Below are 23234 nucleotides of genomic sequence, written 5' to 3' on the forward strand. Positions count from 1 at the left end.
ATCTAAGATACTTGCAACCCACTGGCCTATTTCGCTCGCACAAATGTATATCCAATTAAAAGGTATAACCCTTCAAAACAGCGAGACAAAAAGTAGTGTAATGGCGTTACTATCATATGAAGCCTCCACTATAAACATCTGGAGCATCTATTCAACTAACACGCGTTCGTTGCACCTATATTTGCTATATTTCTAAAGCCATACGAGTAGTCTTTAACCTATATCCATTGAAATCCTCGTCGAATTCTTCAATAAATTTAAATCCTTTCGCATAGTAAAAATTTTTCCCTATCGTATTTTCTGATTCAACATTTAGGCAAATTCTATTAGGTTTTAAGTTAGCTAATCCATATGTGAGTAGCTGAGTACCTACTCCTTTGTGTTGGGCTTCAGGCAAAATATAGATAGCAGATAATTCTATTTCTCCATTTTCTTTAACAGGCGAAAAATTTGCAAATCCAATCAATTCCCCATGCTCTTCCACCACAAAAAAAGGCGTCATTTTCAAACGTTTCATTAGCATCTCTTCGCTATAAGCCACCGCTAAAAAAATATTTTGCACTGTCAAAGGGATAATCCCATCATATGTTCGATTCCAGCTTACTTCAGCGATATGTTGTACGGCTTTAATATCGTCTATATGCATTTTTCGAATTTTAATCGTTATCAATGGTTTATCCATCAAAGTAGCCCCCCTATTTACATTTCGTTAAATTTACCTTTATTTTACATTTTATCACAATAGATGAAGGCTTATTTACGAAAGACGAACTTCAGATTGAATAATTTCATCAAACGCTTTATACTCTGTCCCCATATGAGATGAACAAATGACCAAAATTTGTATGGTTAATGCTGATTAGTTTAAACAAAAATAAAACATGAGTTCGTAGGAGTACCGAACTCATGTAATAAGAAAAGTATATGAAAATCATTATACTTTTGTTCCAAGTAAAAGAAGCAGTGATGTGACGGCCAGGAGAATATATGCAAGTTGACAGATAATAGACATTACTGATTCAAAATGCGTTAGTTTTCTTTCCCTCTTCAACTTATTCAATTGTCTTAAATAAAAAAATGAACATAAGGCCAAAACTACTACACTTGCTAATTGTATATTTTCAAGTAGGCTAATCAAACTAATCATCTCCTCACATTGATGTAAGGTATGTGCGCGCACCATTAAATATACATCTTACTGAATGTCTTTGAAATGAACTTATTTACTACGAATAAGAAAAAGGGTTGTATATGCTAAAACCACAGCAGCAAGTTGACCAATTCTATAGGTGACCAATTCGAAGCGCGAAAATTTTCTTTCCTTCCTCATTTTTTTCAGCTGCCGCAAATAAAAAAATGAACATAATAAAAGAACGGCCATACTTAATTCTTGTAAGTTTTCTAGTTTATTAACCAAAGTCATCGTCTCCTCACACCATTAGTACGCACCACCCAAAAACATCATATTTTCTGCTTAACGTTTGTTTTATTCTCTAATTTCCCGAGAAATAATCTGATTTCATTTCCCGCGTAAGGTCAATTAGTATCTATAGGTATGTCTCTTATTCGGTTTCTTTGGTTTTGTCAGGCTAATATAGATTGCTAACAGCCAAGTCAAAAGCAAAATCGAATGGAAAACGACATGTATGGTGTTCGGTGTAATTCCATTTCGTTCTGGTAAAAACATATGAGTGTTGCCAAACATGACTTGGTATTGGGTAATTAATTCATCTGAAGCTCCGTAAAAATAAGGAACCCACCATGCCATTGCAGCACCAATCATAATTGCTAATAAATGAATGATTAACCAAGCTCTTGCCCATCTAGGATATCTTTTCCCGACAAACAGCAATGTAATAATGATAACAATCAAAATAGATCCGGCATTAATAACTGTCTTCTTGATCAATTCGTCTGCTGTATTTTCTACTTTAACTGCTTCTATATCATTTAAAGAACCAAGTGGCACCCAATCGTGAATGAGCATAAACACTAAAATTAAAAATAACCCCCGCAAGAAATACTTCTCTGAAACACGCATGCTTCTTTTCACACTATTCCCCTTTTACATTTAATCGAGTGATTTGTTTATATATATTCGATTCATGTCCCACTTAACAATATAAAGTAGACATATTCAAAAAAAAATAAGACTTAATCACATTTGCGGTTTACGTCTTACTCTTTTATACGGGAGACTCAATATTTCTTATCGGACGTATTAATCTAACTTTCTTTTTCTGTTTCATTATTTACTGCCTCGCTTTTAAAAGAAAAAATACTGAATAATATTCCCCACAATTAACACAATAGTTAGCCAAATCATACCTTTAAATGTAAAGCCGGTTACAGCAGCTTTTTCAGAATAATAATTTCTTGAATTTCTATGGTTACTCCTCTTCAATTTCAAGTCCCCCTAGAGTATCTATTTAGTTTGCCAGTCCTGTTTTTTCTACTACAACCTAAATTCCACCTTCATTCATCCACGCATTGTTTCGATTGAAAAATTCAGTAATTTGCCTTGCTTTTGAACACAATAATTTACGCATGCCACATGACTGGTAGCAGACAATACCAATATTCACCTCGCTAAAGATTATTGAAATTATCATATTTACACTCAAAAAGCTAGATTATTGTGTTTACTTTTCGTTTACACCTTCTAAAATTCTTGTTACGCATGCATTCCACACTCCCTTTTACGCCAACATACGTATCACATTACCTAAAAAGGCAATTACAAAAAGTACTGCCATAATATAAGTAGACAGATTGCGTTCCTTTCTGAAAACACTGATGGTTATATATAATAGGTAGAAGAAGCCGGATGCTAAATTTATCCAATTAATCCATCCGTACACACTAATAAAATAGACTAGGACACAGGAACTGGTCATTAAAAAATCCAGAGTAGTAAGGCAATATTTTTAGTCGTTAAAAATAGCTGGCGGAGTGTTGATTCTTTCACAATCCACTTCCCCAAGACGAGTTCATTTTTCAATTTTTTCACTTTCGAATGGAGTTTCACGTACATGGGCTGCATATATGGCGCTGTGCCATCAATCGATTCATATCCCCAAGCAAGCTCCCTATCACCCACAACATAGACTGGGAAATTATCAGGAGATGGTTGGTCAATATAAAACGGGGTTAAGGCGCGATCTGTATCAACCGAGAAACAAATGCGCTTCCCTTCAATTGCCCCAAAATACTTGGCCTTTTTAGCAAGAACACTAAAACTATTCAGTGGATTTTTTAATAGGGCAGCTGAACCAATATCAACAGGAATCCAGCCAATATTTTCTACAAAAAATTCACTCCACACATGCGCCCGTGTCTTTCCATTTGACCAAGAAGAGCCAACCATCACTCTACTCGGCATTCCTAAAGACCTACAATAAGAAACAAAGAGTCCTGCAAATTCCCCGCAATCCCCTTTCTTATTCTTCCGGAAACTCATTACCCCACGTTCATAGGTATGGCGCGAGTAACTATACTTTTTTACAATAAAATTAAATATCTTCCTAGCTCGCTCAACGGAGTCCTCTTCCCCCTGAATAATTTCATTCGCCTCGTTTTTTAATTCCTCGTTCACTAGATTGATCGGTGTGGACCTTAAAAAATAGTGCTTCTCTTCTTCTGACAAAGCAATTGTCTCTGTGTGAATTCGAGTTCCGCTCAGTAATGACACTTCGTAGCTACGATATTGATAAGATATATTCAAGCACTCAGCTGATTTAACAACATAATAATTGATCGTATTTAAAAAATGATGCTCGTTCTTTTGTGAGGGTTTTGGCAAAAGAATAAACGAGATTTCTCTTTGTGAATCGGAAGCCAAAGCAAGCGAAAACCAAATTTCCACATCATTATCTGTCGTATTGTCATACTTATGCTTGACAGTGTAGCTACCTACATACTTTTTTTGTAAACAATAACTACTCAATTAGTACACTCCGTTCGCAGAATAATTTTGCTCTTCATGACGACCTTTAACTATGTATGAAAAACGTACGTCCGTTATTAACGATAACTATTTTCTACGAGACGGACCTTCCAAAAGTTTCCTTTTAAAAAATCAAAAAATCCTAAAGGCTGCTGTGAGGACCTTTAGGACTGTGGAACGGTGCATGGCATCATCATTATTCTTTTCGTTCTCTTCAATCCACTCTTTCCACTTCAATAAATCTAACTTACTCAAAACAACGCTATCCTCATCTTCAACATCCCCCGTCACATACGTCGAGCGGCTCGTATAATAATCCAAACTGTCTTTATTGATTTCAGCGTGAAATAGTCATCTTCGTTAATAATCGTGGTGTTACTCCATAAATCGTGAGTAATATATGTATTAAACTTGGTAGGGGATCATGAGGGAGGTTAAATATTTCAAATCACTGTTTTACAATGGTTCAAAATCCACACCTTTTGGATAAAGGGAACTATATCCACCATTTTCTTTTAAAAAGGCGATTTCCACCCCTTCTAATAAATTGTGAGTAGATAACTCTTTCAATATCGTTTCAAATGCAACTTTAACATCTACAACGTATAAATGATGCGTTCCTCCACCATCTCCAATTTCAAAGCCGATAACTTCCCCATTCCCTGTGTTGAATAACGCATGATCCAATAAAACCTCTACAAATAAGCACTTTTCCTCAATTTCAGCAAATTGTTCTTTATCTCCATAACGGTATTGTACAACTATTTGGATTAACGCCTTCTCGCCAACTAATTCATAACCTTGCATTAGCTTTTCTTCAGCTAAACTCCTAATAATTTTTGTTGAGCTGTCGGAACTATTTAGCTTCAGTTCTTCCTTTTCACCACTTACCCCAAGAGTGCCCGACTGAATAAATACAGGCTCGCCCACCTTCCAAACTTGCCAATAAAGCGTTTCGTTATTTATTTTCTTAATCAACCGGATCATATTTCATAGCCTCCCGCATAGTGCTTTCATTTTGAATTTTGGAGGACGGTTAAACTTCTGTTATACATAAAAAAAGACCTGACTTGGTACTCTATACTATACGAGGAGTCCCTAAAAATATGCCTTCCTAGTTAATCGAAAATAGGGCTGAATACTCCCACTCCCAAGAACAATTCACAATGGCACTTCCTACATACAAAGCTATAAATATGGTTATAAAAAAAGACAAAGACGAAAGAATATTCTTTGGCCTTTGTCTTTTCATTCAGATGTGTCATGTGGAAATTCAACCCGCAAGCAAGTACTATTATTTCCTTCAAAAAAATCAACGTGAAGTTCTGGGTGCTACACAATCTGGACAATTTCTCTGATTACTACCTTTAAACTTCGTTAATGTTTTTTCAAAATTATTTCCGCATGAACATTTAAACAGTAATTTTTGAGAGAATCCTACATATTCAGTAGAAAGTAATTCACTATCTGAATTTTTCGCGACAAAATCACGTATATTTTCAATAGTCCATTTTTTTCTCATAATGACACCTCCGATAGATTTCCATATTTAACCACAGGGAGGAGTTTCGAATCCTTTACTTTTAATTAGGCGCAAGACCTCCTAATTTACCTGAGTACCCTATCATACCATGTATTCAATTAATTTTAAACGTAGTCAATACCATTTTTCTTAATATTGATTCTATGTTCACTTTCATCTTTCGCATATCTATCCGACTTTTTATTTTGGTTCAATCTATGTGAAAAGCATGCTGAACTTAGTGAGCAAAAAGTGCCCCCTTTTTGTGAAAACACTACTCTATAACATTCTCCTCAATCCACTCTTTCAGCTTAAGTAAATCATCCTTACTCAAAACGATGCTATCCTCATCCTTAACGCCCTCTATCGCATACGTCGAGCGGATTGTAAAATAGTCTAAATTATCTTGATTAATCTCCAACGTGAAATGGTCATCTTGGTTTATGATCATCGAATGGGCTCCCTAAGTGTATATTAATAACATCAACCCTTTTCCGCATCCAAATCAACTAACGCTGTAATATTAATTCCATTCAGCGCCTGTGTTGCTAGACGGTCCGCTTCAGCATTTTCTTTTCGCGGTATCAGTTCGAACTCTGGTTGAATATGAAGACTGCGTAACTTTTTGTCAATTCGGTTCACTAAATTTGACAAGTCATTCTCCACTACTGCCCATTCCTCATTCATCTGATTAATAACAACTAGTGAATCCCCAATGAAACGGACTGGTAAATGGTGGACATTTAACAGTTCGAGCTCAACAAGGCTCAAATGAAGTGCAGCATATTCAGCCTCGTTATTTGACTTCAAGCCCTCAGCAAATGCATTCCGACGCAATCTGTAAGACTTTCCACTTTGTTCATAATAAATAACGCAGCCTAAACCTGCTGTACTCGTTCCGCGATCATAGCCTCCATCAAAATAGACCGTGATGTTATGCGGTTCCGTTTCGATTTCTTTTAAATAGCCTTTCATTTCTTTGACCGTCCATTGAGTATCGAACTTATCAATAAATAGTATGCTTTTTGTGCGTCCAGTCCGCTCAAGATCTTCTGCAAACAGCAAACCTTTCGCTGCAGGCATCTCCTCGGAACGAAAAACGGTTTCCGCCCCTTTTGGTATTTTGTAAATCCACTCGATTGAGATGTTCATCCTTCATCCTCCTACAGCCCTAAGTTTATATTCACCAAATAGTCTCTCCAATGTGGAGGAATTTATTTTCAGTCAACAAATAATCCTCTCGCTTTTACTGATTAGAAGGTAATTCGATCTCTTATTATATGTTGGTTGGTAAAGTTACAATGAGTGATAAATTCTTTTGCTAATACTCTTTCGATCTAAACTATTTCTTTTTCGTAGTATTCGCAATATAGGTGAATCCATTTCGATTATACCTCATATATTTTCAAATTTATTAATTATTTCCAAACTTTCGTTAACCTCTTTACCCTGTTTTAGTCGCCGCAATTTGTAATCTTCAAAATCCCTTGAAAGAAATCATTAAACATTACCAAAAGCGATACATTAGTTTAACTGAAATGGTTACATGCCTTTAAGTTGTACTAATTTGCAAAAATGTTGGAAAGTTATTATTCAGTAGTTGCTTTTTCATCGAAAGCATCGGGATACACTGTTGTTTCAAATTCTTCATCCGTTGCTGCATCAATCATATGAAATGTTACCTTTAGATCATCTCCATTTTTACCATCGAATGCACCATAATACATTCCTGTCATCGCTAATCCTAAAATTACAAAGCCATCATAGCTCTCCTTATATTGCTCCCGATTTACTCGTACATCAAATTTACTGAAGTCGCTATTGTATAAAATTTCTTGAATGGCAGGATAATCTTTGGAATTTAAAATTTTTTTAACAGTTGTTACTCCTTGCTTTTCCATTACTGTCATTAATTCTTTATGTTTAGATTTTGCCATTTTGTAAGTAACTGTTCCGTCTTTATTCACATTTACATCTGAAAACCCTTTCGATTCTGCATCACTAATAATTTGTTCTTCTGTTGTATCTTTAAAAAAGCTTGCGGGTAGTGTCACTTCAACATGTAATAGACTTTTGTTTACTTCTATGCTTGCCACATCTGACTCTTTTATCGTTGCTGCATCATTTATTTTTTTAAGATTTGCTTCATCTGATTCACATGCTGTTAATAATAGTGAAGCCGAAAATAAAGTAATTAACCATTTACGCATTGTCATTGCCTCCTATTTTGTTGCAAAGAAAACGTTATTCCACTCTGCATCTTCATATACTACGAGTACATCATCGCCAATTTTTACTTGTCCAATAACATAACCTGACGTAGAGCCACCTGTATAAATTTCAGCTCTTAGTTCTGGCTCATACACAAGTGATGTAAACTCATATGATGACCCCTCTGTACTAATAAATTGGAAATCGCCTTCTGAAACAAATAAAGCATAATCCTCCGTTTCAGCTTCTACTAATTCAACTGAAACTTTTAACGCGATATATTCATAACCGTCCATTGGAGCCTTATTATATTGGTTTTGAGAAAGTGCTTCTTGATAAACACTTTTTCCTCTTTTCATTTCATGTATCGTAACATTCACGACAGCACTATAATCTTCTTTACCATTACTGTAAATCCAGTCACTAATCGCTTTCGTTTCACCTACTGGTACTGGGTTAGCTCGGCGACCAATATCAGATTCTGACGCTTTTTGTTCATTATTTACTTTCGTTTTGGATACATTTTTCACATCATCACCGCATCCAGCTAGTAGTAGAAACATGCTTAAATAAATTAGCCATTTATACATTATTATGTCTCCTTATGTTATGAAAATGTAAACTGCATCTTGAGCAGTAGAGGGACCGATTGCTATTAGATTTTTGAAATTACACTATTATGATGCTCCGCACTAATTAATCCTATCCCTGGTAAAGCTATACAAACTAATTTAAACAGTAAAATCCCCGTGATTTTTTTCACGGGGATTTCTTTTTAACTAGTAGAATAATAACTAATCCATTCACTTTATTCTCTTTTATTCCAACTCAATTTCAACCGCATCCATCGCCACAATTTTCGCTACTCCGTTCTCACCAGTTGAGAAATAAATAATCGGTTGTAGTGTAATCGTCGTTGCTTGTTGGTCGATAGCTGACATCGTGTCGGACCAGCTCATTGTCAGTCCTTCGCTATCACCTGTACCACCGTTATTTTGCAATTCATACGTATTCCCCAAATCGTCAACTGCGGTGAAGGAGATTGATGCATATGCCCATTTTGTTAACACCGCGGGGGCATTCAGCTGCTCGTAGCGAATTACAGTCGTCATGTCATTGCGTTCGATTTCTTGAATGTGCACGGTAACGCCTTCTTTTTCTACTACTTCATTGACGAGCTGTGTCGCGCCTGCAAGTTTTGTTAGAGAGAAACTAAATTTCCAGTCGCCGGAAAGGATAGTGCTTGATTCTGTACTTTCAAATCGATCCAGCTTCCACGAAATGTTTACTATTTTTGGAGCCTTTTTGTCAAAAAACGGTGTAATTTTCTCTATGCCGACGTACGTATTATCCTTAATTTTTTTGAGCTTGCCGACACCACTTGTTCCAGACGCACCTTCAACCTTAATATAATTGCTATTCATCGGGCTTTCTCCGAGATCCAAATCCGTTTGAAGCGCATACGAAATCGTAATCGAATTGCCATCATACACTGCTTTTTCAATGACCATTGTGGCTTCTTTACTCGTTTGCACCGTATCAATAGTAGTAGCAAAATCATCGTAAGTGCTATTAACCGGAAAATCTTCATTGAAGTAACTCATGATGTTTTGCACGAACGGAATTTGTGAAGCAATCGAAGGGAACGCAAAGCCTGTTGTAATGGTAGCACCTAGTAAAATCGCTGCCGCTAGTCCCCATTTCCTCAAACGCTTTGTTGCTTTTTTCTTACCAAGTATATGCTGCTTGACGCGCTTCTTTTCATGCGCTGAAACTTCAGCTAGCTCGATATCATCAAAATTTACATTTGCCCACTTTTTATAGTCACTCATACGTATCGCTCCTTTAACGCTAGACTTTTTGCTAATTTTTGTTTTCCTCTGTATAGGCGATTATCGACGGCGGCTTTTGTGATGGCGAGTGTCTCTGCAATTTCAGCATTTTTCATATCTAAGTAGTATTTCATCATAAAAATATCGCGGTCAAGCTCATCTAATTGCGCTACTTCAAATAGTAATTCATTACGTTGCTCACGGGCTAAAACCGTATCCTGGGTATCTCTCACTGTTTGGAATAGTGGCTCGGTATCAATTGTCTGCTCTCGTGAAGCTCGTTTGTCATAAATGCGATAATGATCTATGGCCTTATATTTTGCGACCATTGCAATCCACTTTTTAAAATCGACCGCGTCTCCTTGAAATGTTTGCGCATGTTTCCACACGTCTAAAAATACTTCATTTATACAGTCGTCCACCGCACTAGCCTGCCCCATTGGTTGTAACACTTTTAGCGCAATGGCCTTTACAAGAGGCATATATTCTTCAATTACATATTCAAGCGCATCTTCGTTTTGCTTCTTTAAACGTTTAATAAAATTCATCTCATTCGCCATATGTTGAACTCCCTTTGTATTGTGAAAAAGCTTTTTCATCTACTATAACGAAATAACTATGAGAACATTCTCAAAAACATTTTAGGCAACTACATTTAATTCAGAGTTCGTTCAAGTCAATCGCATTTTTACTTTCGTATATGTACAAAATCTAGTATCCAAAATAATAAGCTATCCTACATGTCAATAGGATAGCTTTTGAATGTTTTTATAAAAATCATGAATAAAGCTGTTTTCGTATGTAATCACTGTGGGTCTTTATGATTCACTTCTATATCGCTTTGAATCTCCTAACGCATTATCCAGCGCTCGCCACATTACTTTTTTAGCAGAAATCCAATGAAGCCATTTTGTAATTTTTATTTCTTCCGGCGAAAATTCTTCGTCATTTGACCAATAAAACGTATCTTCAATTTGGAAAATGGTTGCGCTAAATATAATTGCATCATAATTTTTGGGACACGGATTTAGACAAAATTGCTCGACTTCTTCAAATTTCATTTCGATTACTGAGTATCCAACATTAAACTGGCGTTGAAAAACTAAATAAGCTACTGCCGTTGGATCTACACTCATACTTAATTCATTATTAACAAAACTATTTGAATGAATTAACACTTCCTTTAAGCAGCTATCATGAAAATATCCAAATCCCTCTAGTAATTCTTCGATTTCATTTTGTCCACATAATTCTTTCCACATGATGATTCGTCTCCTTTTTAAACCATCTCAAATAATTAGAAAGACACATCTCCCCAATATAGGTCGAGAGGATGTACTTACTTATGTAAATATGAAAGTTATACTTGCTTATATACTAAAAGACTTGTTAAAGTTCTTTTAACAAGTCTTTTTCAATATTCTTATGAACTTACACCTAATGAGATCGTTTCTGACTCGTTCCCTTCTATTGTTAGTATTATTTTTGACGAAGAGGGCGTTTTCGTTTCAATTTCGAAGGCATCTCCTCGATAATAACTTCCTTCGTCATCTAATTCAATTGTACCTATACCCCAACCCAAGAAGTCAGGACTATCTACAATAACTTTTGTTTTACTTAGATGCTCAAGATTTTCGCCTATATAGGTAATTCTTATACTCTGACTCTCTTTACTCCAAAAATCATATTTCGTAATTAATTCACCACTCCAATTGACACCTTCACCTTTGAATGTAGGTCCACTGTTGTTAACACAAGAGACTAGCATCAATATTAAACCGAACATGCACATAGAGATGTTCTTCAATGAAAACTCCCTCCGTCATTTAGTTGAGCCGCTTTTTAATTATCATAAAGATAGTTTCCACAAAGATTTCAAAAAACCTTTTTAAAGACAAATAAAAGCTGAACTAAAATGAATTTAGTTCAGCCTGAAGTTCTCTTTCCCTTTATTTAAACCATCCAAAATGTAAAAGCAAATAATAGTACGGACGTTGTCGATAGGAGCATAAGTGGTTTTAAAGCCTGCCCTTGTAATTGTTTTAGGTTAATCGTTAAGCCCAGTGCCGCCATGGACATTGTGAGTAGAAATGATGCGAAGCTTGCGATTTGCTGCTGAACCCCTACCGTCATCCAACCATTTTCTAATGCAATCGTGCTAATAATTGAAACGATGAGAAAGCCTACAATAAATAGCGGGAAGGATGCTTTTTGCGTTGTCTCTCCCTGTTTTCGTGACACGAGCCAAGCAATAATTAACGTCACTGGGAACAGTAATAGTACGCGGCTTAATTTTGCCATTAATGCGGGCGTTAGTGAAGCATCTCCGTAAGTACCCCCAGCTAGAGCGGCATGGGCGATTTCGTGTACACTAAAGCCTACCCACTCTCCGTATAGTGCGGCCGGCATTTCTACCAACGAGGCCACAACAGGTGCAAAGAGTGCAAAAATTGTTCCAAGTAACGCAATCATACCTACTGCAAGTGCCGTATCCTCATCCTTTGAGTGAATAATTGGGGCGACTGCGCCGATTGCTGCCGCGCCACAAATTCCCGTTCCGCAACCCAGTAGCAGTGCAAGATTACGGTCCACCCCAAACAGACGGCTTAAAAGAAGCATTAATCCAATACCCACCGCTACAACTAATGCCGCACGTCCGATAAAAGGCAAGCCTTGATCAAAAATGAGCATCATATTTAATCGAACACCGTACAAAATGATTGCGAGACGTAATATCATTTTCGATGAAAACGTAATTCCCTTTTCCCAAACAACGGGTTCAAATATATAGTTGCGAATAATAATCGCAAGAATAATGGCTATTGCAAGTGGCCCAATAACTGAAATAATCGGAAGTTGTGCGATTCCGTACGCAGCTAATGCGATGAAAAACGTAAATAAAATACCTTTGATGAAATTCTGTTGATGTTTTTCCATTTCATTCCCCTCTTTCACTCCCTATCTTAATGAAAAAACATTATAATTAAAAATTAATAATAGCTATAATAATTATAATCATTTACTTATGATAGGGGATATTCAACATAGATACGAAACAACATGTCTTTATGGAAGTTGTCAAACAAGGAAGTTTTTCAAATGCCGCGGAGCTACTATTTATGAGCCAACCCGCTGTTAGTCAGCATGTGAAGCAATATGAGCAGGAGCTTGGTGCCATCCTTTTTGACCGGTCAACAAAAAAATTACGACTAACCGCAGCGGGCCGTATTACGTTTGACTACTGTTTGAAAATGATACGTCTGCAGCAAGAACTTTCGCAGGCGCTTGATGATTTGGCGAACGAAGTAAAAGGTAAGCTAACAATCGGCGCCAGTTATTCATACGGAGAATACATTTTGCCACAGGTCATCGCACAATTTTTGCAACAGTATCCACAAGTAGAACCACAAATTGATATTCAAAATACATCTCATATTGCCGAACAAGTGCTAAATCAGCAAATCGATGTAGGTATTGTGGAAGGAATCGTCAGCCACCAACAACTTGAACGCGTTCGCTTTGCACAGGATCAAATGGTGCTCGTCGCCAACAAGCCACTAAAAACATTATTGGGAAATGAAACATGGATTATTCGTGAGCCAGGCTCTGGGACGCGCGCGGCAGTGGAACGTTTTTGGCATGCTCAGCACTTACAACCACAAAGACTACAGCAATACGGCAGTACGCAGCTTATTAAAGGGGCGGTCATGGCTGGCATCGGGGTGTCATTATTATCAAAATGGACGGTTGAGCAAGAAATTGCCCAGCAGCAGCTTTTTGTCATTGATGCGCCGCGCTTAACATGGAACCGTGATTTTTACTGTATTCAACTAAAAGAGCAGATAAAGTCAAAAGTTGTACAGACTTTTATCGGATTTTTAACAAAATAATTTTGATCATATGCTTTCATATTTTTTCAACAATCCAAAGAATCTAACAATATCAATTTATATTAAAATAATGTCGATAAATAATAAAAATCAGTTATAATACAAATAGAAAGCTAGACAGCCTCAACTGCCTAAATTTCCGAAGAAACATTATTGTTTTACAGGAGGAAAAAATGGAAACAACACGTATTGAAAAAGACTTTTTAGGAACTTTAGAAATCCCGAAAGATGTGTACTATGGTATTCAAACATCACGTGCACTTGAAAACTTCCCAATTACGAAAATGACAATGCATCCTGAATTAATTCGTGCATTTGCAATTGTGAAAAAAAGTGCCGCACTTGCGAACTTAAAAGTGGGGAAATTAGAAAATCATATTGCCTATGCAATCGCTACTGCTGCGGATGATATTTTAGCTGGACAACTACACGACCAGTTCTTAGTAGATCCAATCCAAGGCGGGGCTGGTACTTCAATGAATATGAACGCGAACGAGGTCATTGCAAATCGCGCTCTTGAGTTAATAAATGAGGAAAAAGGCAATTACGCAATCATTAGCCCAAACAGCCATGTTAATATGGCACAGTCAACAAATGATGCATTCCCTACTGCGATTCACATTGCAAGCGTTTTCACACTTGACAAATTAATTGTTGCAATGGAAACGATGAAGGAAAGCTTTGAACGTAAAGCAAAAGAATTTGACCATATCGTAAAAATGGGCCGTACACATTTACAAGATGCAATTCCTGTCCGTCTTGGCCAAGAATTTGCCGCGTATGCAGCCGTTGTAGCACGTGATATAAAACGTATTAAACGTGCACAAGTCGCACTATTTGAAATTAACATCGGGGCAACTGCAATTGGTACAGGCTTAAACGCAGACCCTCTTTATACAGAGCATGCTGTGAAAAACATTGCTGAATTTACCGGCTTCCCATTCACAAAGGTTGAAAACTATATTGACGGCACGCAAAATACAGACGCCTATACAGAAGCATCAGGAATGCTCCGCATTGCGATGACAAACATGTCAAAAATCGCAAACGACCTTCGATTAATGGCGTCAGGTCCAAAAACCGGCTTTGGCGAAATCCGTCTACTAGAGCGTCAACCCGGCTCTTCTATTATGCCAGGTAAAGTAAATCCAGTTATGCCAGAACTAATTAACCAAATTGCATTCCAAGTAATCGGCAATGACACAACGATCACTATGGCATCAGAGGCAGGTCAATTTGAATTAAACGTTATGGAGCCAGTACTTGTGTTTAACTTGCTTCAATCAATAGAAATAATGACAAATGGCTTTACTGTCTTTACGAAATATTGCCTAGATCACATCGAGGCAAATGAAGAACAATTAACAGATTATGTTGAGCGTAGCATCGGTATTGTAACAGCACTTGCACCGTATTTAGGCTATGAACGTTCATCACAAATCGCACGTGAAGCATTGCACTCTAATCGTTCAGTTCGTGAACTATGCCTACAATACGGCTACTTCACAGAGCAACAATTAGAAGTTATTTTAAATCCATTTGAAATGACACAACCCGGCATTGCTGGCGAAGAAGCAATGGCATTATTAAAATAATACCTTAAAAAGACTGTCAAACAGACGAATTTAGTCGTTGTTTGACAGTCTTTTCTTATTCGAAATATTCCAACTAATAAACAGACTTCCCATTTCACTCCGCCAAGGCAAGTTATGTCATCCATTCCTTGTAAACTAGCAATAATATTCGACCAAACTATAAATAGTATCACCTTATTAATGACGTGGTGCCAATAACATTACTGTCACACCAACTAAACATATTCCTGCACCTATCCAATCATATACATCTGGGGTTTTTTTATCGATGCCCCACCCCCATAAGACAGAAAGAACAATAAAAACGCCTCCATAGGCAGCATAAACCCTACCAAATGATGGGAATGATTGAAACGTAGCTATGATCCCATATAACACTAATGCGATTCCTCCAAATAGCCCTAAATAAGCAGACTTGCCATCCCTTAACCAAATCCATATTAAATACCCACCGCCTATTTCGGCTAAACCTGCTAATAAAAAAAGTAATACTGCTTTAAACAAAACTCCCTCAACCTTTCAACATTCTTCCATTCAATTAATAATACAAACCAATTCTAGAAGATTCGAATACAGAATCATCTGTTACAGCTCTTGATTATTTATCAACAATCAAAAGAATTTCATCTATTTTGTTTTCACAACCTATTACTTTATAATCTATTCTTTCGTTCACTTCTACTTTTTCAACAGATCCGCAATAAGTTGTTGTAATTTCTTGTTGACCATATCCGTCTCGCGTTGTATCCACCGTATATTTTATATTATCTCCGTGATATGCAACGTCCTTTAATATTGCATCTCCTTCTGTTGTATAAATGACTATTCGAATGGCATCTTCTTCATCTTCATTAACGTTTTCAACAAATTCTTTAAAACGCTCTAAATTCGTAATATCACCATGCATATTAACAATATCCTCTTCAGTAGGTGTATAAGCTGTACTTTTTGTTGTCGGTAAGTCCATTCCTTGTTCGTTACAGGCTCCACAGGCTACTACCATAAATACTACAGGAATTAAGAATATATTTTTAATAGAACTCATTCGTCCGTCCCCTTTTTGGGTGCATATAGTTAAGAACTAGCGCCACTAATTAAAAATACGAAAGCCTTAACTTCTTTATCATCTGAAATTTTGTATCTTGTATTGGTGTCATTTTTATTCATAATTGTGATTGTATCATCTTCATTTAGCCATAAAAAATACTGCTCTATTGCTATTTGAATGTGATAATCCGGTACCATTATATCGACAATGCCATCAACTTTCACTGCTTTTTCAAATAGCTCTTGTACCATTGCGATGTCAGTAGTATTCGTAATGATTTATAGCGAATTTGGTTGAACTTGTGAAAAATCTATGGCCTCTTGTACTGTAATTTTTTTTGCTAATTGCTCTACACTTTGCTCATTATTACAGGCGCCTAAAACAACAAATAATCCTAGCATCCAAAACACATGCTTTAGCTGCAAACAAACACCCCCCTATTGTAGACTTAGACGGTTAATGTATAGTTAACGTTACAATGTTTTTTATGGATCATGTTTTTAATAACCGGCAAATCAATTAATATCACAATCTTTTCGCTACTAATGCCCCTACCCCAAGGACCATAAATATACCAAAAAGACACATTATAAGTAAGCCTGTTTCAATATATTGAATCCCCATTGCGTATGCAACAAGGAGCGCCGCACCACTGCCAAATAAAATAACGTAAAGAGCGATCATGAAATATTTTTGAATTAACAAGGCACTGCGCTCATCATAATCCGGTACATTGCCATTTCTTTTTTGCTTGAACTTGCGGTTCGCTAAAAAAATAACTAAACCCCCAACACTACCTATTCCCATTGGCAGCAATAGTTCATAATTATATTCCCCAGTTTCCTTACCAATTAAATAAATACCGAGTACTCCACCAATTAACATGGAGCCAATAATGACAAGCCAAAGCGTCGTTTGCAGTCTTTTTACACTCATTTCTCATCCTCCGTTTCATCTAGATAAAATAATTGTTCAAGCGGTACATCAAAATATTTAATGAGCTTCAGCGCCAACTCTAAGCTAGGGTTATATTTGTTTTTTTCAATAGCATTGATCGTTTGTCGAGTAATTTGTAAATCCTCTGCCATTTGTACTTGAGTAATCCCTTTTTTCAAACGAATTTCTTTAATGTGATTGACTACCTTCAACTGTATACCCCCATGAAAAAGTAAAGATATCTTTACATTCATATTATAATAAAAGCAGCTTCATGTAAAGGTATCTTTACACGAAGCTGCTGATTGACCGAATTTATTCTACTTTTTCCATTTCAGCCACTGAAGCAAAAAAATCTTCCATCGTTAGTTCTGCTAAATCAATTCACACGAAGAAGCCCATGTTGTCTTCCAAACTAGAATTTAGTTAGCTTTACATACTAAGTTTATGCACCTTCACCTAAATAAGTATGCTATTGATATCTAAAATCAAACCTATCCCTTGGGACATCTAATGTATGTCCGTTAATTTCAACAGTATCGTTATCCAACCAAGTAATAGCGGCAGTTTTTTCACGATAATTCCAATAAATATTTTTCGTCTTCTTGCCCATTTTATTAAATACCAATTCACCACGCATTGCATATGAAACCGTGGCACCACCGTTTATCACATATGCCTTTAGCGTATATGTGCCATCTAGGGAGGTTTCTTCAGTGAGATACTCACCCGTTGGTAATGAATCCATATCGAAAAATAGTTGATAAATTGCAAACGCAATGAGAACAACGAATATTCCGCCAAAAATGAATAATCCTTTAATAAATTTCTTCATATCGACAAACTCCTTATACTTCCAAATATTCAATAATAAAGGACGTCATTAATTTTATTATGTTTCTTAGATTACTGCTTCAAAGTCCCTTAAATTCCTTTGTTATCACGTATTTCCACAATTCTCCTTTCTGGTGCTATTAACTTGCAGAGGTGACCATTTTCAACATGATAAATAATTTCATCCTTTTTTATTAGAAAGACACATCTCGCCCAATATAGGGCGAGATGATGTCCTTTCTTATCTACAAACAAAATTGCTACTCAGTTCTATTAATTGTTCTACTTCTTGTGTAAGCTCTTCAACCCACAAGCAAAAATGAACAAGCCCTTCACTACTTGAATTTTTTTTTGAAAGCACTTCATCTTGCTTACCCGTTTGAAGCTCAATATAAAATGTACGCTGCGATTTACTCCGAATTTGGGGCAATAGTTAGTTTCTGATATAATAAGAAACTGCCTTAAAAACTCCTAAATTGAAAGAAGAATTTTTATGAAAAAGAAATTACTATTGATTGGGCTAGGGATTTTGTTAGTTTCCCTTCTATTACTTTGTACTTATAAATTAATGAATTCTAGGACATACCAATTATTTGGTGGTTTAACCAAACAAGTGGAGACAAATCAAAAAGTAGTCGCTTTAACTTTTGATGATGGCCCAACTGACAACGTAAATCAGATTTTACCTCTATTAAAAAAGTACAATGCAAAAGCTACCTTTTTTCTGATTGGTGAAGAAATAGAAAGGCACCCAGAGGAAGCAATAAAAATTGCTGAAGGAGGACATCAAATTGGAAATCACACCTATTCTCATAATCGAATGATTTTCAAAACACTTTCTTACTGCAAAGAGGAAATTGAAAAAACAGATCAATTAATACGAAACGCGGGATATCAAGGTGAAATTGATGTTCGTCCACCAAACGGAAAAAAACTGATAGGATTCCCGTATTATCTAAATAAACATAATAGAGACACTATTACTTGGAATATTGAACCAGATAGTTATTACTCCACGGTTTCTGACAAAGTGAATTATGTGACAGAGCATATTAAATCCGGTTCAATTATTTTGATGCATCCAATGTATGATGAAACGGGCAAAGAACTTCAAACAATTGAAGGAGTTTTACAAGCACTTTCAACTGAGGGATATGCATTTATAACTGTTAATGAACTTCAGGAATTATCAGGTATTAAATGATTCAAACGATAAAAAAGTAGCCATTTTTCGTTGTTTTTCTTCTCAACTAAGAATGCTTTTGTTGAGAATTCTGTTTATAAAAGGCTATGTTCGTATAATTTGTTGCTAAGGATGACATACCGTTATAATAATTGAACTTATTATGACAGGAGCAATTTTCGATGTGGCTAAATATGTATGAAAAATTTTCGGACCTTACCAAAGATGAACAGATAAAGCTTTTCTTTGCTATGAAAGAAGATTTGTTTCGCGATTCTACTACCAATATCTCAAATAAGATTGTGGATATTCGGGAGAAACGGTTTTCTAAATGATTAGCCTGTGAATATTGTGGTAGTATGTCTTTTAAAAGAAATGGTACATATAAAGCTCGTTAGCGTTATCTTTGTAAGGATTGCGGTAAATCGTTTAATGATATAGCTGGTAGCCCTTTATATGGGACTAAATATCCGCATAAATGGCTCAAATATATTGAAATGATGGTGAATGGGTGTTCGTTAAGAGCTATCGCTAAAGAATTAAAAATACATCTGAGTACCGCCTTTTATTGGAGACATAAGGTGCTATTTGCCCTGCAATCACTTGGTCATCAGAAACTTTCAGGAACTATTGAAAGCGATGAAACATTTTTCTTAGAGAGGGATAAAGGTAAAAAGAATCTTATTCATCGTAAACCTCGAAAAAGAGGTGGGTCAGCTTCTAAAAGAGGGATATCGAAGGAGCAGATATGTGTTGGCGTCGCCCACGATAGAAGTGGTCAAATCCTTTCTGAAGTTGCTGGTAGAGGACGTATAACAGCAATTGAAATAGATACTGTACTAGGTGATTACTTAGATAATACAGCTTTCCTATTCACAGATACCGCAACAAACTACAAGAAGTTTGCAGCTATGAAAGGAATAAAGCACGAAGCCATCAATGCACGTAACAAAGAATATGTTCGCCAAAAAATCTATCATATTCAGCACGTTAATAGCTATCATCGTCGATTAAAAGACTGGATGGTTCGGTTTAATGGTGTAGCAATAAAATACTTAAACGGCTATTTGATATGGCATCGCTTCTTAGAATTAAAAAAAATATTCCCCTATAAAGAAAATACGAATGAAATGTTATTGAATGCCTGCAAAAAAGCAAATTTCACAACTGTAATCAATATTTGGAATTTTAACTGATTTATTTTTACAAAATTACTTATTTTACCACCAAGGCAATTTATTGAAAGAAGAAAATTTAATTTTAAATTGTTATGGCTATTATTTAACCATTAGCTTTTTAGGAAATGAGTTGAAACTATGAATGGATTTACTATTAAAGGTAAGCAAGGCTTTATCCGAATTGAACTACAAAATGCAAGTGGTTTTCCTAAAGACACAAGCCATTTTGGTGGCTATGATGCTGAGGGCATCGTTGAAATTAAAAGTGGAAATTATTATGTTTTAGGTGAACTGTGGTTTACGACTGGTGATGTATATGAGTTTTATAAGCACTTAGATAAGTGCAATTGTGAACTTAAAGGAATAGCTACTTTTTGGAACTACGAAACTTCTCTTAAATTAGAGGTTGTATTCAATCAATTGGGACAAGTTGTTTTACAAGGTTACTTTAAAGAAAAAGCACATATGGAAAATGAATTACAATTTGAAATGGAAAGTGACCAAAGTTTTTTATCCTCAACATTAGAGGACTTGAGAAAATTTGTTGACCATTACGGAAACTCAAAAGGAATAAAAATATAAACAAAAGAGGACCTTTTTGAGGTCTTCTTTTATTTAATACAGTAGCAACATTCTTTTAGTACATAGTCTTATAAAATCTAAGACACAGAGTTAATTTCTACACTTTTCTAGGATTAACTCTGTATTTTGTTACCACCATTTTTTTACTTAGCAATAATCTTCAGGAAAAAAGCTTTAAATTATTTCTAAAAGCATAGGGAATATGGCTTCATTTCGAGCTTGCGTTAGTTCATTCACTAGTTAGGCGATTCCAAGAGAAGGACACATAGATTCAAAAGACCTGCAAGAAAAATCACAATAAATAATATTTTTAGATTTTTTTAATTATTATACTATGGATTTTCTATTTTCTTATTGTTATAATACATTTTATGATTTTGAAAAGGAGCTTACATCATGAATTCACTTACAACAAAAGAGCTTATTTTCATTAGCTTTATGCTGTTTTCCATGTTTTTCGGCGCAGGTAATCTTATTTTCCCCGCCTTTTTAGGTTATTCTTCAGGAAGCGATGTGTGGGTTTCATTAGCTGGCCTTGTTATTACAGCAGTAGGCTTACCTATTCTTGGAGTTATCGCTGTCGGCAAAGCTGGTAGTTTAAAAACCCTTGCGACGCGCGTACATCCATTGTTTGCGCTAGTGTTCCCAATTTTAATCTACCTTTCAATTGGACCGGGTTTAGCAATCCCACGTGCGGGTACAATATCGTTCGAAATGGGCATGAAGCCATTTTTATCAGCGGATGCAAACGAAACGATGATGTTATTCGTTTATACGCTTGTGTTTTTTTCAATCGTGTTATGGCTTAGCTTAACACCATCGAAGCTTGTCGATCGCTTCGGAAAATTATTAACACCCATCTTATTGATTTTAGTGGCAATTATTTTTGTTAAATCGCTTATCTCACCAATCGATTCGTTCTCACCAGCTGTCGGTTCATATGCTGAAATACCTTTCTTCCAAGGATTTTTAGACGGCTATTTAACAATGGACGCACTCGCTGCACTCGTTTACGGAATTGTTGTCGTTAATACGATTCGTGCGAAAGGCGTAACAGATTCTGCATTGATTTCAAAATATATGCAATTAGCTGGATTAGGTGCAGGGATTTTACTTACAGCCATTTACGGTGTGTTAGCCTATCTTGGGGCTTCTAGCTCTGGTCTTGGCGATGCGACAAACGGAACTGAAGTATTAACACTCGGTATGGATGCACTATTTGGCCAAGCCGGTATTGTGTTACTTGGTGTTCTGTTTATCTTAGCCTGTCTATGTGTTTCGATAAGTTTGGTCATTTCTTGTAGTCAATATTTCTCCGAGCTTTTACCGTTCATGTCTTATAAAGGCTGGGCAGTTGTTATGGCTGTACTAAGCTTAGGCATCGCGAACCTTGGTCTAAACCAAATTTTGGCGATATCGGTACCGATTTTAGGGGCCATTTATCCGCTAGCCATCGTACTTATTGCGCTTGGCCTACTAAATCGCTATGTAAATAATACTGTTTACTTATGGACGATGATTTTCACAGGTATTTTTAGCATTGTGGAAACAATTAACCATTCCTTCTTAGGCGGCGCACTGGATGGTGTATTATCGTTCTTCCCACTTTATACAGAAGGCGTTGGCTGGATTATTCCTGCCATTGTCGGAGCCCTTGTTGGCATGATTGTTCATAAAATGAAGCAATAAAAAACACGCGGCGCAAAACGATTCGTTTGTCGCCGCGTGTTTTCTTTTATAAGCTTCAAAAAAGTACTAGCACGTCAATAGGCTAGCATTGCTATTAATAAACGACTTTGCTACTAGTACGGTAAGATTTTTGGTAGATTAATATAAACTTCTTAATTAGTGAGCATCATATAATAATATGTTGCATCTCGAAATGCAGCATTCAGGTGGATTGAAGTTATAATAGTATAACTTAATGCAGTAACTGCTAATATAGCGATGATCACACCGCCATCTTTGAGCATTTTTTTGTTCTTCTTATGAACTGTTAGCATAGTAATAACAACAATCAAAAAGTATGATGCAACTAGTATGAGTTTAAATATAAGGTATTTAATATCTAAAACAGCAGTTCTAAAACGTTCTAACTCCTCTGTGTTATCCTTATTTTCTTTAATAGTAGAAATATTTTCTTGATAACCAATCTTCCACGTAAATGTATTTTGTTCCTTTATTTCAGCATATTGATAATCACCTGCTTTATCTTCACTGATAACATTTGTAGAATTAGAAAACACATTTGGGACTACTAAAAGAATAAATATCATGACCACAGAAAAGATTATTAAAGACTTCGCTTTCAATTCCATTCTCTCCAAACCTCATTACATTATAATAGCGAGTATTATAGGTTCTTACTTAACCTGCATTGCCTCCTCCAGCTTACCTCTATTTAACCCCACTGGAAATATCATACATCTGCAAATTCTACACATAAATAAAACACACTAAATGGATTCACTCCACTT

28 protein-coding genes and 1 pseudogene are annotated in these 23234 nt (G+C 36.1%); 6 read left to right on the forward strand and 23 right to left on the reverse strand.

Annotated elements, in window-relative coordinates:
- Positions 1-184 precede the first annotated feature (184 nt).
- From MHH87_RS09205 to MHH87_RS09280, 15 genes are all read right to left on the reverse strand, one after another.
- Positions 185-667 (reverse strand): GNAT family N-acetyltransferase, encoded by a 483-nt coding sequence (locus tag MHH87_RS09205; protein ID WP_340750948.1) that lies wholly within the window; start codon positions 665-667, stop codon positions 185-187.
- Positions 668-1540: 873 nt separating this feature from the next.
- Entirely contained in the window at positions 1541-2053 is a 513-nt protein-coding gene (locus MHH87_RS09215) for a hypothetical protein (protein ID WP_340749015.1), read from the reverse strand.
- Positions 2054-2266: 213 nt separating this feature from the next.
- Positions 2267-2404, reverse strand: coding sequence for a hypothetical protein (locus MHH87_RS09220; RefSeq protein WP_340749016.1), 138 nt, complete (start codon positions 2402-2404; stop codon positions 2267-2269).
- Positions 2405-2896: 492 nt separating this feature from the next.
- Positions 2897-3865, reverse strand: a complete 969-nt coding sequence (locus MHH87_RS09225; protein ID WP_340749017.1) for a transglutaminase-like domain-containing protein — start codon at positions 3863-3865, stop codon at positions 2897-2899.
- Positions 3866-4402: 537 nt separating this feature from the next.
- Complete coding sequence (locus tag MHH87_RS09230) at positions 4403-4933, reverse strand: hypothetical protein (protein ID WP_340749018.1); 531 nt, start codon at positions 4931-4933, stop codon at positions 4403-4405.
- Positions 4934-5258: 325 nt separating this feature from the next.
- On the reverse strand, positions 5259-5468 hold the full coding sequence (locus MHH87_RS09235; RefSeq protein WP_340749019.1) for a hypothetical protein: 210 nt from the start codon (positions 5466-5468) through the stop codon (positions 5259-5261).
- A gap of 274 nt (positions 5469-5742) precedes the next feature.
- Positions 5743-5919, reverse strand: coding sequence for a hypothetical protein (locus tag MHH87_RS09240; protein ID WP_340749020.1), 177 nt, complete (start codon positions 5917-5919; stop codon positions 5743-5745).
- A 32-nt stretch (positions 5920-5951) separates the two neighbouring features.
- Positions 5952-6620 carry a ribonuclease H family protein gene (locus tag MHH87_RS09245; protein ID WP_340749021.1) on the reverse strand — a complete coding sequence of 223 codons (669 nt, stop codon included), beginning with the start codon at positions 6618-6620 and terminating at the stop codon, positions 5952-5954.
- A gap of 437 nt (positions 6621-7057) precedes the next feature.
- Complete coding sequence (locus tag MHH87_RS09250; protein ID WP_340749022.1) at positions 7058-7678, reverse strand: hypothetical protein; 621 nt, start codon at positions 7676-7678, stop codon at positions 7058-7060.
- A 12-nt stretch (positions 7679-7690) separates the two neighbouring features.
- On the reverse strand, positions 7691-8269 hold the full coding sequence (locus MHH87_RS09255) for a hypothetical protein (RefSeq protein WP_340749023.1): 579 nt from the start codon (positions 8267-8269) through the stop codon (positions 7691-7693).
- Between the two features lie 228 nt (positions 8270-8497).
- The gene (locus MHH87_RS09260; RefSeq protein ID WP_340749024.1) at positions 8498-9511 is read right to left on the reverse strand and encodes a DUF4179 domain-containing protein; all 1014 of its coding nucleotides are present in this window, start codon (positions 9509-9511) and stop codon (positions 8498-8500) included.
- Entirely contained in the window at positions 9508-10071 is a 564-nt protein-coding gene (locus MHH87_RS09265) for a sigma-70 family RNA polymerase sigma factor (protein WP_340749025.1), read from the reverse strand. Before MHH87_RS09265 ends, MHH87_RS09260 begins: the two co-directional genes overlap by 4 nt.
- Positions 10072-10329: 258 nt before the next feature.
- On the reverse strand, positions 10330-10773 hold the full coding sequence (locus MHH87_RS09270) for a hypothetical protein (RefSeq protein ID WP_340749026.1): 444 nt from the start codon (positions 10771-10773) through the stop codon (positions 10330-10332).
- Between the two features lie 161 nt (positions 10774-10934).
- Complete coding sequence (locus MHH87_RS09275; RefSeq protein ID WP_340749027.1) at positions 10935-11318, reverse strand: hypothetical protein; 384 nt, start codon at positions 11316-11318, stop codon at positions 10935-10937.
- Between the two features lie 146 nt (positions 11319-11464).
- A complete protein-coding gene (locus MHH87_RS09280; protein WP_340749028.1) occupies positions 11465-12448 on the reverse strand; it encodes a YeiH family protein in 984 nt (327 codons plus the stop codon).
- A 131-nt stretch (positions 12449-12579) separates the two neighbouring features.
- Between MHH87_RS09280 and MHH87_RS09285 the strand changes: the two genes are divergently transcribed.
- Together MHH87_RS09285 and aspA are read left to right on the forward strand one after the other, a co-directional pair.
- Positions 12580-13401, forward strand: a complete 822-nt coding sequence (locus tag MHH87_RS09285) for a LysR substrate-binding domain-containing protein (protein WP_340749029.1) — start codon at positions 12580-12582, stop codon at positions 13399-13401.
- 173 nt (positions 13402-13574) lie between these two features.
- The gene (aspA, locus tag MHH87_RS09290) at positions 13575-14996 is read left to right on the forward strand and encodes an aspartate ammonia-lyase (protein ID WP_340749030.1); all 1422 of its coding nucleotides are present in this window, start codon (positions 13575-13577) and stop codon (positions 14994-14996) included.
- 177 nt (positions 14997-15173) lie between these two features.
- Here aspA and MHH87_RS09295 read toward each other — a convergent pair whose 3' ends face one another.
- The 7 genes from MHH87_RS09295 to MHH87_RS09325 form a co-directional block, all read right to left on the reverse strand.
- The gene (locus MHH87_RS09295; RefSeq protein WP_340749031.1) at positions 15174-15500 is read right to left on the reverse strand and encodes a YnfA family protein; all 327 of its coding nucleotides are present in this window, start codon (positions 15498-15500) and stop codon (positions 15174-15176) included.
- A 94-nt stretch (positions 15501-15594) separates the two neighbouring features.
- Entirely contained in the window at positions 15595-16041 is a 447-nt protein-coding gene (locus MHH87_RS09300) for a DUF4362 domain-containing protein (RefSeq protein ID WP_340749032.1), read from the reverse strand.
- Positions 16042-16070: 29 nt separating this feature from the next.
- On the reverse strand, positions 16071-16295 hold the full coding sequence (locus MHH87_RS09305) for a hypothetical protein (protein WP_340749033.1): 225 nt from the start codon (positions 16293-16295) through the stop codon (positions 16071-16073).
- 27 nt (positions 16296-16322) lie between these two features.
- Positions 16323-16469 carry a hypothetical protein gene (locus MHH87_RS09310; RefSeq protein WP_340749034.1) on the reverse strand — a complete coding sequence of 49 codons (147 nt, stop codon included), beginning with the start codon at positions 16467-16469 and terminating at the stop codon, positions 16323-16325.
- Between the two features lie 100 nt (positions 16470-16569).
- Entirely contained in the window at positions 16570-16980 is a 411-nt protein-coding gene (locus MHH87_RS09315) for a hypothetical protein (RefSeq protein WP_340749035.1), read from the reverse strand.
- Positions 16977-17192 (reverse strand): helix-turn-helix transcriptional regulator, encoded by a 216-nt coding sequence (locus tag MHH87_RS09320; RefSeq protein ID WP_340749036.1) that lies wholly within the window; start codon positions 17190-17192, stop codon positions 16977-16979. Before MHH87_RS09320 ends, MHH87_RS09315 begins: the two co-directional genes overlap by 4 nt.
- A 260-nt stretch (positions 17193-17452) precedes the next feature.
- Positions 17453-17815, reverse strand: coding sequence for a DUF5412 domain-containing protein (locus MHH87_RS09325; protein WP_340749037.1), 363 nt, complete (start codon positions 17813-17815; stop codon positions 17453-17455).
- A gap of 492 nt (positions 17816-18307) precedes the next feature.
- Here MHH87_RS09325 and MHH87_RS09330 point away from each other — a divergent pair, with 492 nt between their 5' ends.
- The 4 genes and pseudogenes from MHH87_RS09330 to brnQ all read left to right on the forward strand — a co-directional run bounded on the left by MHH87_RS09330 (position 18308) and on the right by brnQ (position 22446).
- Positions 18308-19018 (forward strand): polysaccharide deacetylase family protein, encoded by a 711-nt coding sequence (locus tag MHH87_RS09330; RefSeq protein ID WP_340749038.1) that lies wholly within the window; start codon positions 18308-18310, stop codon positions 19016-19018.
- A gap of 161 nt (positions 19019-19179) precedes the next feature.
- Positions 19180-20193 (forward strand): annotated as a pseudogene (locus tag MHH87_RS09335) (IS1595 family transposase).
- Positions 20194-20313: 120 nt separating this feature from the next.
- The gene (locus MHH87_RS09340; RefSeq protein WP_340749039.1) at positions 20314-20757 is read left to right on the forward strand and encodes a WapI family immunity protein; all 444 of its coding nucleotides are present in this window, start codon (positions 20314-20316) and stop codon (positions 20755-20757) included.
- Positions 20758-21153: 396 nt separating this feature from the next.
- Positions 21154-22446, forward strand: coding sequence for a branched-chain amino acid transport system II carrier protein (brnQ, locus tag MHH87_RS09345; RefSeq protein ID WP_340749040.1), 1293 nt, complete (start codon positions 21154-21156; stop codon positions 22444-22446).
- A gap of 152 nt (positions 22447-22598) precedes the next feature.
- Here the strand turns inward: brnQ and MHH87_RS09350 are convergent, their stop codons facing one another.
- Positions 22599-23075, reverse strand: a complete 477-nt coding sequence (locus MHH87_RS09350; protein WP_340749041.1) for a hypothetical protein — start codon at positions 23073-23075, stop codon at positions 22599-22601.
- Between the last annotated feature and the right edge of the window lie 159 nt (positions 23076-23234).

The sequence above is a fragment of the Solibacillus sp. FSL H8-0538 genome (assembly GCF_038003525.1).
Classification (GTDB): Bacteria; Bacillota; Bacilli; order Bacillales_A; family Planococcaceae; genus JBBOPI01.